This window comes from Anabaena sp. EIM26 (genome assembly GCF_057568715.1).
Genome location: NZ_CM172472.1, coordinates 4,831,591 through 4,844,732, shown reverse-complemented (window position 1 = coordinate 4,844,732; position 13,142 = coordinate 4,831,591). Strand labels below are relative to the sequence as shown.

Genomic DNA, 13,142 nt, shown 5'->3' with positions numbered 1-13,142 from the left:
AAGTAGCGATGACTGTACTGTCTCTATAAGGTCTCAAGTAGGTCGATTGTATGAAAGAAGAGCTCAATATCCTCATTCAAGCTCAATACCCTCTAATCTACCTTGTGACCTCCGAGGAAGAGCGGGCAGAGCAAGCAATTTCCACGATCGCGCAATTATTAAAGCCCCAACGCCGGGTGTATGTGTGGACAGTAACTCACGGCATCGTCGAGTATGGTCAACCCCGGAATGTGACTCAACATAATACAGTGTCTCCAGAGGCAGCGATTGAGTGGATTATTCGCCAGAAAGAACCCGGTATATTTATTCTTAAAGATTTACATCCGTTTATTGATGCGCCTGCAACAACCAGATCGCTACGGGATGCGATCGCTAGTTTCAAGGGAATGCAAAAGAACATCATCTTGATGTCTCCCATGCAACAAGTCCCCATCGAACTAGAAAAAGAGGTTGTTGTCCTAGACTTCCAACTCCCAGATATGGTTGAGTTGAACAAAGTTTTAACCAACCACCAAGAACAGCATCGTGGCCGACGGCTAACCACCGAAGCCCGAGAAAAACTTCTCAGAGCAGCTTTAGGTCTAACCAAAGATGAATCTGAAAAAGTATACCGTAAGGCGCAGGTAACTACCGGACGACTAACGGAAGATGAAGTAGATATAGTTCTATCTGAGAAGAAACAACTGATTCGGCGCAATGGCATCCTAGAATACATCGAAGAAGATGAAACCATAGATGCTATTGGTGGCTTGGAAGAATTGAAAAAGTGGCTCAAGCAACGCTCTAACGCCTTCACAGAAAGGGCGAGAGAGTATGGTTTGCCTCAACCCAAGGGAATGTTGATTCTCGGTGTTCCCGGTTGTGGTAAGTCACTAATTGCCAAAACTACCTCCCGTTTATGGGGTTTACCAATCTTGCGATTAGACATGGGGCGGGTATACGACGGCTCAATGGTGGGTCGAAGTGAAGCAAATCTGCGGAACGCCCTAAAAACAGCAGAATCAATTTCCCCCACGATTCTGTTTATCGACGAGTTGGATAAATCTTTCGCGGGTAGTGCAGGTTCTGGTGATTCCGATGGGGGGACATCGAGTAGAATTTTTGGTTCTTTCCTCACCTGGATGCAAGAAAAGAAATCTCCAGTATTTGTAATGGCGACTGCTAACCGTGTAGAACGCCTACCTGGAGAGTTTTTGAGGAAAGGCCGCTTTGATGAAATTTTCTTTGTGGATCTGCCCACACCTGAAGAACGTCAGGATATCTTCAACATTCACCTGACCAAAAGGCGGGAAGATATTGCTAGATTTGATCTGGAACAACTAGCCAAAATGTCTGACGGCTTCTCTGGGGCAGAAATTGAACAAGCGATCGTTGCGGCTATGTATGAAGCCTTCGCCCAAGATCGGGAGTTCACCCAATTAGATATTATTGCTGCATTGAAGTCAACTTTGCCGCTGTCACGAACGATGCAAGAACAGGTCACAGCTTTAAGAGACTGGGCCAGACAGCGTGCTAGACCCGCAGCATCCTCCGTCGCTGAATATCAGCGCATGGAGTTTTAAAAGCTTTCTCCTGCAATGTCAGGGGGGAAAGGTTAGCTACAAAGCTAACAGTTTAGAAGAAAAAAGCCGCTCCCAATCAATGCGGCTTGGCTGAAAAGAACCGTTGTCGTTTTTCTCATCAATCTTCTCATTGGAGGAAACCCAAATGTCTCACTTTAGCACTCTGCGTACCAAAATCACCGATGCCGAAATTCTGAAGTCTTCTTTGCGCGACTTAGGTATTAGCGTAAAGACAGAAGCTGATGTTCGTGGTTATAACGGTCAGCGTGTACGTTCCGACATCGTTGCTGTATTGGAAGGCGAGTACGATTTAGGTTGGTCTCGCAACAGTGATGGTTCTTTTGACCTCATCGCTGACTTGTGGGGTGTTGCTAAGAAGCACAACCAAACCGAGTTGATCAACTCTATTAACCAAAAATACGCCGTTAACAAGACTTTGGCTGAAGTAAAACAGCGCGGTCTGCAAAACGCCAATGTCAAGTTGGTATTGCAATAATAATTTCTCTGCGCGTTCCCAAAGCTGAACGGGTTAACCATGTAATAGCGGTTAGCCCGCTTTTTTTGTCTTTATTTTTCTGATAGCGAAGCGTGGCGCAAGCCATATCAGGATATCCAGGATTTACGGATTTACAGGATTAGGAATTACTTCAATCAATCCTGTATGAAATGCTGGATCATAAGTGATAACTGGCATTTTTTCAATTTCGGCTTGAGCCATAATCATACGATCAAAAGGATCTCGATGATCTATAGGTAAAGTACCTGCTCTAATAGCATGATTTGAATTAATATTTAGTTCAATAAATTGTGATTGAATTAAGAGTTGTGGATAGATTGGTAATATGTCTTTTGCTTCAGGTAGTTTACCAATACGGTATTTAGTGGCTATTTCCCAAGGGGATACGCTACTGACAAAAATATGATGAGCGGGATTTTTAATTATTTCTCGGCATGATCTATCAAGTTTAGGATCATTAAAAAACCACCATAATAATATATGGGTATCAATCAGATAATTTATTCCCATTGTTGCAATTCTTCTTCAGGTAGAGGATCAAAAAAGGTGTCGCTGAGTTTTCCTGTTAGTATTCCTGGTGTTCTGGGTTGAGGTTTTGTTTGATTTAATCCTACGCGGAAATAGTGGATTAAGTCATAAATTTCTGCTAGTTTTTCTTCGGGAATTTGTTCTAATTCTTGGATAATTTTATGGATAATCATAATTTAATTATTAGGGTGATTTCTGCTTTTTAGTATAGCAGTATTTTTAAGTACCCAAGCAAAATTAATTGTACATATTGATTGATTGAAAAAAAATGTCTGTATTCCTTACCTATTACCTATTACCTATTACCTATTCCCTGTTCCCTCTCCTAACTATAAAATTTATTTTGCACGACTACTTATTGTTAAGTTTGTTGTGATGCTGTGAATGAGATGGTTGTCTGAATCAGGATGTCCAGGATTTCAGGATTTACAGGATTTTTACAAGTATACTGATAGACGCTAGGTAAATATAAGGCTTTATTGGTGTAGCTTACTTAAGGTATCGCTCAATATGTTCTAGATAATAATAAATCATATTGATCTAAGTATCATCCTATCAATCGTGATTCGGAAAATTTATAAATTCAGATACACGACTTCTTTGATTAATTTTATCCTTGATTAGGTTAATAATCTCAGAAGTCGGTTATCTTTATATGCAGTAATGTAAATCAACTCACACCTAAGCTACTGTTCAAACTATTAAGAATTCCGTCATGGAATTTATTGACCGAAGATAAAATTCCATTCTCTGGATCGTTTAGCAATGACTCCTTTACCTCATTCAAATAACTTTCCAGGCTTGCTCGTAGAATTGGCCTTTCTAATTGAACAGTATGATAATGATCCCATACATCCCAAACAATAATACCCAAACCTGCCAGTGGATTTAACAATTCTAATCCTAGAAGACCAACTGCCATTTCGCCACTTCCCTCTGCTGCGGCTTTAGCTGCTGTCTTGGTTGCTAATTTTGTTACTGCTTTAGAAGTTGCTTTACTTACTGTAGTTGCAACAACTTTTTTAGTACCAATAAAACCAATAGCCTTGATCATTGCAGTAGTAGCTAAATAGCCTGTACCACGTGAAACAGCCCTAAGTGTAAGGTCTTGCTGCTGTCCCCCAGCATTATAAGTTATGCTGCCTAAACCTTCGAGAAATCTTTCCCAGGTAGGTTGAGGAATATTATAAGCACTTTGAACTCCTGCTAAATTGCGATTTGCTTCTGAAACATATATATCAACAGATTGTCTTGTAAAACGTTCCATTTCTAGCTGCATTAACGATGGTTGAAAAACTTGTTTAGCAAATTCTTGTTGAAAACTGCCAATTAGTTTCTCGGCTTTTTCTTCTTCTGAAATAGAGTACAAATTGATCCAAATAGATTTTGCTCCAATTCCTAACTGATTAAAGTAGTTGTAGTACCAATCTAGAAACGGATGATCTACCCGGTGCATCACTTCATTTTTCCACTGTTCTAAATTATTGGATGCAGATTGTCTAGAGGCGACTAAGGCTTTACCAAGGGCAGATGCAACATCACCAGAAATTTGATATTGCTTTTGCTCAGGAATAGTTATATTTACTGTAGTTGGATTTATTTTTTGCTTAATGTGATTAGTAGAAAAACTGCCCCAAAAGTGAATAATAATTATCAAAACTACAGCAATCCAGATAAACTTAGATATTGATTTAATTAATTCGCTGTAAGCACGAATCCTGTCAGTTTTTTGAGTCTCAATATTAATATTTTCATATATTTGGTTAGTTTCCTTTTGTTGAAAGTTTTTTTCTGGACTAGATTCATTAGTATCCATCATAGTTTTTTATAGGTGTAATTAGGTTGAATTTTTACTCTTAATAACCTATTACGCATTTACTTTTTTGTCCAAACACCTTACTGCCAGCACTCTAGACTACAAAATAGCTGCGTAACAGCTTAGTACACTTAATACATTCAACATATTTGATTTTGTAAACCATGTACAAATATGGCAGTAAATGTTTCACAATTGAAATATTAAGTGTAAATTTATCAAAGCGTGGTCTCATGAATCTTGCAACTAGGAAATCGTTCTCAGATAATCTTTGATTTTCAATTTCAGATCATGCGAAATTGGATATGATTCAACTTCGCGCTCTATGTCAGATTTAGACTTACCTTTTTTTCTCAGTTCGTCTACAGTTGCTTTAAAAATTGTTTCAAATCCATATTCTGCCAATCCTTTTGATATCAAGCCAAGAATCCCAAGTACAGCAATTCCTCCAAGCATTCCAAATGGTCCGCCAAGTACAGCTAATGCTGCTGTTATTGCCGCAGCACCTGCCCACCCTGTAACTGCCATAGCTACAAGTAATACAAGACCAGGTACACCTAGCGCAGCTATTTTATCTACTATCTGATCCATATTGACTCCACATCTGCTCAAACGAGAATAATAATATTCTCTTACGTCCAAGATGCGAAAATATTAGTATAAATACGTATTTATACAAAAATCTTTAATCAAATAGGAGTCCTATATACTTAATTTATCGCAAACAACGAATCGCTTCTAACAATCCTCTGGCTTTATTCAGCGTTTCCTCGTATTCTTTTTCTGGTTCTGAATCAGCGACTAAACCGGCACCTGCTTGGACTGTAACAGTATTATTGTGCAGTACCATTGTCCGAATTGCGATCGCACTATTTAATTGTCCTTCAAAATCATAATAGCCATACACACCAGAATATACACCCCGGCGACTTGGTTCTAATTCGTTGATGATTTCCATCGCCCTGATTTTCGGCGCACCGCTAACTGTACCGGCTGGGAAGCAGGCTTTAAGTAAGTCCCAGGCTGTTTTGTCATTTGCTAATTTACCCACCACATTACTGACAATGTGCATGACATGGGAATAGCGTTCAACTACCATTAATTCATCAACTTTTACGCTACCGCTTTCGCACACACGCCCTAAATCATTGCGTCCTAAATCAACTAACATGACGTGTTCGGCGATTTCTTTGGGGTCTTGGAGTAAATCTTCAGCGAAAGCCGCATCTTCTTGGCTTGTCTTCCCCCTTGGTCTAGTTCCTGCAATAGGGCGGACTGTGGCGATTATACCCCCATCAGGGTTGCATTCTGCCTTCACCATGACTTCGGGACTAGAACCGATAATTTGCCAATCCTGAAAGTTAAAATACGCCATGTAAGGCGAAGGATTGATTTGGCGCAAAGAACGATAAAGCGCGAAGGGATTCCCTGTATATTCGGTAGATAAGCGTTGAGAAATGACGACTTGGAAGATATCACCAGCTTTGATATATTCTTTAGCTTTTTCGACACTGGTACAGAAATCGGGACGAGTGAAGTTGCTGGTGTATTCCTCTATTCCCGCTTTAGGCTTGTTTCCGGGGGCTGTCCAAGCTAATTGGGTATTTTGTGGCGATAGAGGTAAAGATAGCTTGCTGACCATTTCCTGAATGCGATCGCTCGCCTGTTGATAGGCTACCTCTAAGTTAACTTCTGGGTCACGTAAATCAGCATATGCGATCGCCCAAATTTTCCGCTTTACCTGGTCGAAAATCAACAGGTGGTCTACCTGCATCCACAAACCATCAGGGATATTACGCTCATCTTGGGGATGAATTGGTACACGCGGCTCAATCCAATTAATTAACTCATAACCCCAAAACCCAAATAAACCGCCAATTCCCGAAGGTAGTTGCGGTAACTTAACTGGGTGATAAGGTGCTAAACATCCGGCTAAAACTGTAAAAGGATCGCCTGTAAAAACTTTCTGAGAACCATCGCGGTGTGTTTGGGTAGTTTGATCACCTCTAGCTTCCAAAATCCATAGAGGATCACAACCCAATAAACTATAACGACCTATTTTTTCTCCACCTTCCACCGATTCCAGTAAAAAGCTATAAGGTTGATCTGCACATACTTTATACCAAGCAGAAACGGGAGTATCTAAATCAGCTACCCATTCCTGATATACAGGAACAAAATTACCTTCTAAAGCGAGCTTCTTAAACTGGGTGAAATCGGGAAAAATCATAATTATTATTTATATTGAGCTGCTGATTCAGCACTGAGTACTGATTCTGATTTTTACTCAGCACCAGGACTCAGTACTCGTTACTCGTTACTCAGTACTAATTAAGCATCGTGAGTGGCTTTACCACTGAATTTGAGTTGTGCAGGGCTGGGGTTTTGACCAATTCTGCGGGGTACGTGGCGTACTTTATCACGACCGGGGTTAACTTTCTCTGGGAACACACCGTCAGCTGGGTGAATGAAAGTGGTTTCACCGCTGGGTAGAATCCGGTAAATTTTGTAGTCTGTGATTTTGAATTTCCGCAGCTGACCGCCTAAAGCGATGCCATACTCCTTACGAGCCAAGTATAGCAAGTTTTCGCCTTGGTTCATTGTCGCAGCGCCACCTGTAGGCATTTCAAAAACTTGTGCCTTGGGGCTAGTCCAGGTAATAGCGTACTTTTCTTCTACTTCTGCTTTTTTGAGCAATCCACCAGTGCTACCACCAAAGAGGGGAGTTTTTCCAGTCAGTTTTTCTGCCATAAAAAAATGTCCTTCAACGTTTTTAGGGCATACTAACATCGTAAACGAGCTTATATTGCGATCGCGTCATAGACTGTAACAGTTTTTAGTGATTGAGTCTGGCTAAAGGGTTCAGAATGTTACATCAAGGAACAATAGAACAATTTTTGAGCATCAATGTACAATTAACATTAAATTACATAAATTTAAAATTCTTTACGTAAGCTACATTTTGTTAAGTGCAAACCGTAAACTATACCAGCAAAAATCAAATAATAGTCATTCAATTTTAGATTATGGAATAATAGTTATCGAATTGTTATAGAGTTACAAATCATCTGTATAAAAACTATAATTTTTCTGATGATCTTCAAATCTATCCTCACGTTATAACTATCATCTGGATCATGGACTATATCACCCACAAAACAGAAATAAATCGCTAAATTGAAGATTTTAGTTGCAAATAACCCAAAAAATTATGATTGTCTGAATCAGGATTTACAGGATTTTAGGATTTACACGATGTTTGTTGGTGTTGTGATTTTTTTTGTCTGAATAATGAAAGTAGCGGTAATACCCTTGGGAAGCGAGCTACATGAATTACCGCTACGCAAAAATTAGGTTTTCTGTAACATCGTGCGTAACTCCTTGCGTTATTTTTTGCTTTTAACAAACGACTGCTTTTCCTCTGCACTACCCTGAACAATGGGAATAGTAAAATGAAACTTGCTGCCTTGGTCTTTCCCTGTGGACTCTGCCCAAATTTTCCCGCCCCAACCAGTAACAATTTGCCGGGAAATTGCCAGTCCTAGACCTGTGCCACCGGCAGTCCGTCGTAACGCTCCCTCTTCTTGATAAAAGCGGTCAAAGACTATTTCTAGGCGGTTGGGTTCTATGCCGCGTCCAGTGTCTGCTACTGTCACCTCAAGCATTTGAGTGCGGTTGCGAGTAGTTGCCTTAATGTTAATCTCTCCTTCGGCTGGTGTGAATTTACAAGCATTGTCTATCAGTTTTGCTATTACCTCCACTAGCCAATCACCATCAGCCCTAATCAAAGGTAAAGTTTTGGGGATTTGCGTTTTAATTTGGGGGATCTTTTCTGTTGATGATCTTGTACGCAAGCGGCTGAGAGCTAAATCTATACATTCTTGGAAACTGAGGGTTTCTGGATGCCATTGCACTCGACCACTTTCTAAGTTTGAAAGCGTGAGGAAATCTTGTACCAGTTTCCGCATTCGTTCGGAGTCAGAAAGGGCTGTACTCAGCATCACCTGCTGCAATTCCAACGGCATATCTGGCTCACTAGCGAGGCTTTCGAGGCAAACTTGAATAGTAGATAGGGGGGTACGGAGTTCATGCCCAGTGATGGCTATTAAGTTACTGCGGGTGCGATCAAGGGCTTCTAGCTGCTTGTTCAGTTCTTCTAAATTAGCAAAAGCTTCAGCTTGTATCAGGGCTGCACCGACTTGAGTAGCGATCGCTTTCACCAAATCCAACTCGCCTGGTTGCCACTCTTTGATGGGTAAATCGCAATAATGTAACTCTACAATCCCCAATAGCCTTCCTTGAGAAAACACTGGTTCCATCAACCAAGAACGAATGGCGAACTTTTTGACAATCAAAGCCAGTGGAGTGGAACTGGTGACACGATAGTCAGTTAAAGTATCTGAAATACAGATGCCTTCACCTTGTTGTGTGATTTCCTGAAACAGAGGATTTTGTTCTAATTCCCAAGTTTGTCCCCGGACAGACACCATACCAGGACTCAAAAATTCGTGTTCAATCACAGCTTGGGCATCTGTAGCTTGAGCGCGGTAAATTAAACAGCGACCTGCTTCTAAATGTTGACCCAATTCTTGAGCAGCTACTTGGAGAACTGATTGCGGATCAAGCGATCGCCTAATTGCTGTCCCAATCGAGTTAACCAAACGTTCTTTGCGGGCTTGGAGAGCGATCGAACGGTAGGCTTTATGCAATTTATACTGACTAGCTTGCAGGTATGTCACCAAGCGCTGTACAAACGGGTCAGTATCAATATCACAAGCATATTCGTTTTGAAATGTTCCCGATTCTCTTCTTGACTTACCAATTCCAAACCTTTGCCGTGCCAGATCAATTTTGTCTGCTAAATCTGGTCTATAAACCTCAATTCTGCTTAATATCAACTCTGCCGCTTTGAGGCTAACTCCTCTCTCCGAAGTCCAAATTCCCTCAAATCTTCGCGCTGTGTCCATATCTAGACCAGGAGTCACCTCTGGTAACTGCTGATTTTTGGTAATAGAGCCAAGGCTTTCTCGGCATACCAAACAGGTAGCATAATTATCGGCAACAACCACCAAATGCCACTCTTGACTTAAAGCATCATCCGGTTCAAAAGCTACCTTTTCATAATATTCTGAGCTATTAGCAAACTCTGCTTCTGGTGCAGACAATACGTATATTTGATTACTTCGCTGCGAAAGCCGTTGATAGCGATGAGCTTCTTGGCGGTAAAATCGCTCTCTTTGGAAACTAGCAATAATCAGGGGCTGATCCAAGGTGGCCGCCAAAACCTGATCTTCCATTGCATGGGAGAGCGCCGTTAGTGAAGCCTTGAAATATAACTGGGGACGCAGGTAAGGTAGTGACTGTAGCAAATCACTCAGCACGGAAGTCGAAATGCTCATGAATATCGTTAAACGCCCAATCTAGACAAGATCCACTTCACAGATGCATTTTACAAATTAAAACTGGTCATTGGTCATTGGTCATTGGTCATTGGTCATTGGTCATTGGTCATTGGAAAAAACTCTTACCCATTACCCATTACCCATTACCCATCACCCATCACCAGTTTCTTTAAATTGATCAAAGTTCCTATGCCCAATATACATTCTTGCTGGGCTTTTCTATATCTAGCCTAGCGAAGGTAATTTGTAGCTTTTGGAGCGAACACAGCAAAAGTACCACAGTATGGGATACGGCTGAACGCTAAATTGCTAAAGCTTGACTAATTTTTGAGTGCGATCGCGTTCGTGTAGCCTCTCGTAGAGAAGCGCGACCTATGGAATCGCCAAAAAAACAACTTGGTTATTTTGTATACTTAGTAGGCTTGGTAAAACTCAAAAATTTTTAAATAAACATCTGGATAAGCATTTTATACCTATACCATCTCTTCATGTTCATCAACGAATAAATCAGGTAAAAATCCCCAATTTCCAGCCTTGACTTCAAAGAAAGAACAGATAAATTGATAAGGATTTGGTAAGTGGTAAGTGGTGTTGGCGGTAGCCTGCCGTTAGGCAATTGGTAATTGGTAATTGGATTATTAACCCGCCCCATCTCTCTTCCCCAGCCCAAGTCCTGCAAATCTAGACCTGTATAGGGAATTTTAGCTCATGACACCGGATACATTAATGACCCCGGAAAAAATCTTATTGGATGGAAAGACTTTTATTCCCGCAGAACAGATACCTATTCCAGAATGGCCTTGTGTGGTTATTGAAAGACCACAGCCAACTTTGACAGTTAAAGATGATGATTTATTTTTGGTGACAGACACCATAGGCAACATTTCTGGTTGTTCACTGAATGACGGGAATCCTAGCATGGGGCTGTTTTGCTGTGATACCAGGTTTTTGAGTCGTCTAGAATTGCAGATTGACGGGCGATCGCCTGTTTTATTGAGTAGCACCGCTGACAAGGGCTTTGCACTCTCGGTTTTGTGTACTAATCCCAGAATTGACAATCACCTAAATGCTGATACTATTGGCATCCGTCGGGAAATAGTACTTAATGGCGCACTATTTGAAGAAATAGAAGTAGCTAACTACAGCACCACTAGCGTCAGTTTTGAACTTAGTCTCAGCTTTGATGCGGATTTTGTAGATTTATTTGAAGTCCGGGGTCATAACCGCGAAAAACGGGGTAGATTATTGCGGTTAGCAGAGCCAACACATTTAGAAGAAATAGCTGATGGTGTGGCAGCACCTTTAGCAAATCCATCACACCGAGAAGAATCTCTGACACTGGCTTATCAAGGTTTAGATGGTGCAATCATGGAATCCCGTATCCAATTCCAGCACCGACAACCAGATTATTTCAAAGGTTATACAGCGGTTTGGCGGCTAGATTTAGCTTCTCACGAAACCCAAAAGCTCGGTTATCGGCTGAATATGCTCACCAATAACCAGACTAGTTCCACTGTGAATGCAGCTATTACTCTGGTACAAGCAAAAGCTTCTGAATTGATGGAAGAGCAAAATTGGGTACAACAAATTACTCGCATTAGTTCTGATAAAAGTCTTTTCAATCGAGTGATTGAAAGGGCTGAACAAGATTTGTATTTGTTGCGTCAGTCTTTTGGGAAGTATAAAACTGTTTCGGCTGGTGTCCCTTGGTTTTCAACATTGTTTGGCAGGGATTCTATTATTACCGCTTCCCAAACTTTGATGCTAAATCCCCAAATTGCCAAAGAAACTTTGATGCTATTAGCAACATATCAAGGTAAAAAAGAAGATGAATGGCGGGAAGAAGAACCAGGTAAGATTTTACACGAGTTAAGACTGGGAGAATTAGCACGTTGTCAAGAAATTCCCCATACACCTTACTACGGGACAGTTGATGCGACTCCTCTGTGGTTGATGCTTTATGCAGAATACTACGCTTGGACTCATGACCAAGAAACCCTTGAGCAACTTTGGCGAAATGCTCTAGCAGCAATGGATTGGATTGATCGGAATCTTAAACAAACTGGCTATCTCAGCTATCACCGGAAATCAAAACGCGGTTTGACTAACCAAGGTTGGAAAGATTCTGGTGATTGTATTGTCAACAGAAAAGGGGAATTAGCTCATGGTTCAATTTCTCTTTGTGAAGTGCAAGCTTATGTCTATGCTGCCAAAATTAAATTAGCAGAAATTGCTAGGATGAAAAAGCGTCTAGATTTGGCAGATCGTTGGCAAGAAGAAGCTAAAAACCTCAGAGTTAGATTTAACAAAGATTTTTGGATTGAAGACCAAGATTTCTGCGCTTTAGCTTTAGATGGGGAAGGAAATCAAGTAGATAGTATTAGCTCTAACCCTGGTCATTGTCTGCAATTGGGGATTTTTACACCAGAAAAAGCCTACAGTGTGGCGGAAAGGTTGCGAGCGCCTGATATGTTTAATGGTTGGGGTATTCGCACCTTAAGTAGTCTTTCACCTGCATATAATCCAATGGGTTATCATACTGGTTCTGTTTGGCCTCATGATAATTCTATGATTGGGATGGGATTGCGATCGCTCGGTTTAATAGATCAAGCTTTGGAATTATTTCAAGGTTTGTTTGACATGACTAACCATCAGTCCTATCAGCGTCCACCAGAATTGTTTTGCGGTTACGAACTTAACGGTGATAATGCTCCCGTACAGTATCCAGTTGCTTGTAGTCCCCAAGCTTGGGCTACAGGTAGCATTTTTCAATTGTTGCAAATGATGGTGAATTTAGTTCCAGACGCGCAAAATAATTGTTTGCGAATAATTGACCCCGCTTTGCCAGATTCAATCAATCGTTTATCTTTACATAATTTGCGTGTTGGTGGCACTATTCTCGATTTGGAATTTGAGCGAGTTGGTAGCACTACCGCTTGTCGGGTGGCGAAAAAACGCGGTAATCTCCGGGTGGTAATTGAAGCGTAAATAGTCTGATAGCGTAGCGTGGCGCAAGCCATATCAGGATTTACTAGGATTTGAGGATTTACAGGATGGTTAAAAAATACATAATCAATTATGTTAATTTTTTATTTATCCTCTAAATTCTCTATAATCTTATTAATCCTGTTTCTCACATCTAATACTAATTCAATAAAAGAATGCGATAGATGCGTAGGTTGGGTTAAACAAAGTGAAACCCAACATCCACAAAGTTTTGAGGTGTTGGGTTTCGTCCCTCAACCCAACCTATATCTGTAACAATCATTTTTCAAATTGGTATAATGACTTACTTAGAGGATGAGTAAAAAATATTG

General features: G+C 40.8%; 10 protein-coding genes. 3 read left to right on the top strand and 7 right to left on the bottom strand.

All coding sequences use genetic code 11. From position 1 onward, the window contains the following. The first annotated feature begins 50 nt into the window (after positions 1–50). Together ycf46 and AC012T_RS20975 are read left to right on the top strand one after the other, a co-directional pair. The gene (gene ycf46, locus AC012T_RS20980; protein WP_487060643.1) at positions 51–1,562 is read left to right on the top strand and encodes a stress-responsive protein Ycf46; all 1,512 of its coding nucleotides are present in this window, start codon (positions 51–53) and stop codon (positions 1,560–1,562) included. Positions 1,563–1,707: 145 nt separating this feature from the next. Further along, a complete protein-coding gene (locus AC012T_RS20975) occupies positions 1,708–2,058 on the top strand; it encodes a DUF1257 domain-containing protein (RefSeq protein ID WP_048868763.1) in 351 nt (116 codons plus the stop codon). Positions 2,059–2,181: 123 nt separating this feature from the next. Here AC012T_RS20975 and AC012T_RS20970 read toward each other — a convergent pair whose 3' ends face one another. From AC012T_RS20970 to AC012T_RS20940, 7 genes are all read right to left on the bottom strand, one after another. After that, complete coding sequence (locus AC012T_RS20970; protein ID WP_487060642.1) at positions 2,182–2,589, bottom strand: type II toxin-antitoxin system VapC family toxin; 408 nt, start codon at positions 2,587–2,589, stop codon at positions 2,182–2,184. Then, positions 2,580–2,780 (bottom strand): hypothetical protein, encoded by a 201-nt coding sequence (locus AC012T_RS20965; RefSeq protein WP_015215969.1) that lies wholly within the window; start codon positions 2,778–2,780, stop codon positions 2,580–2,582. Before AC012T_RS20965 ends, AC012T_RS20970 begins: the two co-directional genes overlap by 10 nt. A 497-nt stretch (positions 2,781–3,277) precedes the next feature. Then, complete coding sequence (locus tag AC012T_RS20960; protein ID WP_487060641.1) at positions 3,278–4,426, bottom strand: hypothetical protein; 1,149 nt, start codon at positions 4,424–4,426, stop codon at positions 3,278–3,280. A 243-nt stretch (positions 4,427–4,669) separates the two neighbouring features. Continuing rightward, positions 4,670–5,014 (bottom strand): hypothetical protein, encoded by a 345-nt coding sequence (locus AC012T_RS20955; RefSeq protein WP_487060640.1) that lies wholly within the window; start codon positions 5,012–5,014, stop codon positions 4,670–4,672. A 124-nt stretch (positions 5,015–5,138) separates the two neighbouring features. Beyond that, positions 5,139–6,653: an anthranilate synthase component I gene (gene trpE / locus AC012T_RS20950; RefSeq protein ID WP_487060639.1), complete on the bottom strand. Its 1,515-nt coding sequence runs from the start codon at positions 6,651–6,653 to the stop codon at positions 5,139–5,141. Positions 6,654–6,754: 101 nt separating this feature from the next. Next, complete coding sequence (locus AC012T_RS20945) at positions 6,755–7,174, bottom strand: photosystem I reaction center subunit II PsaD (protein WP_015215982.1); 420 nt, start codon at positions 7,172–7,174, stop codon at positions 6,755–6,757. Positions 7,175–7,809: 635 nt separating this feature from the next. Beyond that, positions 7,810–9,822, bottom strand: a complete 2,013-nt coding sequence (locus AC012T_RS20940) for a DICT sensory domain-containing protein (RefSeq protein ID WP_487060638.1) — start codon at positions 9,820–9,822, stop codon at positions 7,810–7,812. Between the two features lie 711 nt (positions 9,823–10,533). On the opposite strand from AC012T_RS20940, the gene AC012T_RS20935 reads away from it, so the two are divergent. Then, complete coding sequence (locus AC012T_RS20935) at positions 10,534–12,813, top strand: amylo-alpha-1,6-glucosidase (protein WP_487060637.1); 2,280 nt, start codon at positions 10,534–10,536, stop codon at positions 12,811–12,813. Positions 12,814–13,142 lie beyond the last annotated feature (329 nt).

Bases quoted from the DNA above. Each gene is read 5' to 3' on its own strand.
- AC012T_RS20945 (WP_015215982.1), bottom strand. From the start codon at position 7,174: ATGGCAGAAAAACTGACTGGAAAAACTCCCCTCTTTGGTGGTAGCACT.
- AC012T_RS20970 (WP_487060642.1), bottom strand. From the start codon at position 2,589: ATGGGAATAAATTATCTGATTGATACCCATATATTATTATGGTGGTTT.
- AC012T_RS20965 (WP_015215969.1), bottom strand. From the start codon at position 2,780: ATGATTATCCATAAAATTATCCAAGAATTAGAACAAATTCCCGAAGAA.
- AC012T_RS20940 (WP_487060638.1), bottom strand. From the start codon at position 9,822: ATGAGCATTTCGACTTCCGTGCTGAGTGATTTGCTACAGTCACTACCT.
- AC012T_RS20935 (WP_487060637.1), top strand. From the start codon at position 10,534: ATGACACCGGATACATTAATGACCCCGGAAAAAATCTTATTGGATGGA.
- AC012T_RS20960 (WP_487060641.1), bottom strand. From the start codon at position 4,426: ATGATGGATACTAATGAATCTAGTCCAGAAAAAAACTTTCAACAAAAG.
- trpE (WP_487060639.1), bottom strand. From the start codon at position 6,653: ATGATTTTTCCCGATTTCACCCAGTTTAAGAAGCTCGCTTTAGAAGGT.
- AC012T_RS20975 (WP_048868763.1), top strand. From the start codon at position 1,708: ATGTCTCACTTTAGCACTCTGCGTACCAAAATCACCGATGCCGAAATT.
- AC012T_RS20955 (WP_487060640.1), bottom strand. From the start codon at position 5,014: ATGGATCAGATAGTAGATAAAATAGCTGCGCTAGGTGTACCTGGTCTT.
- ycf46 (WP_487060643.1), top strand. From the start codon at position 51: ATGAAAGAAGAGCTCAATATCCTCATTCAAGCTCAATACCCTCTAATC.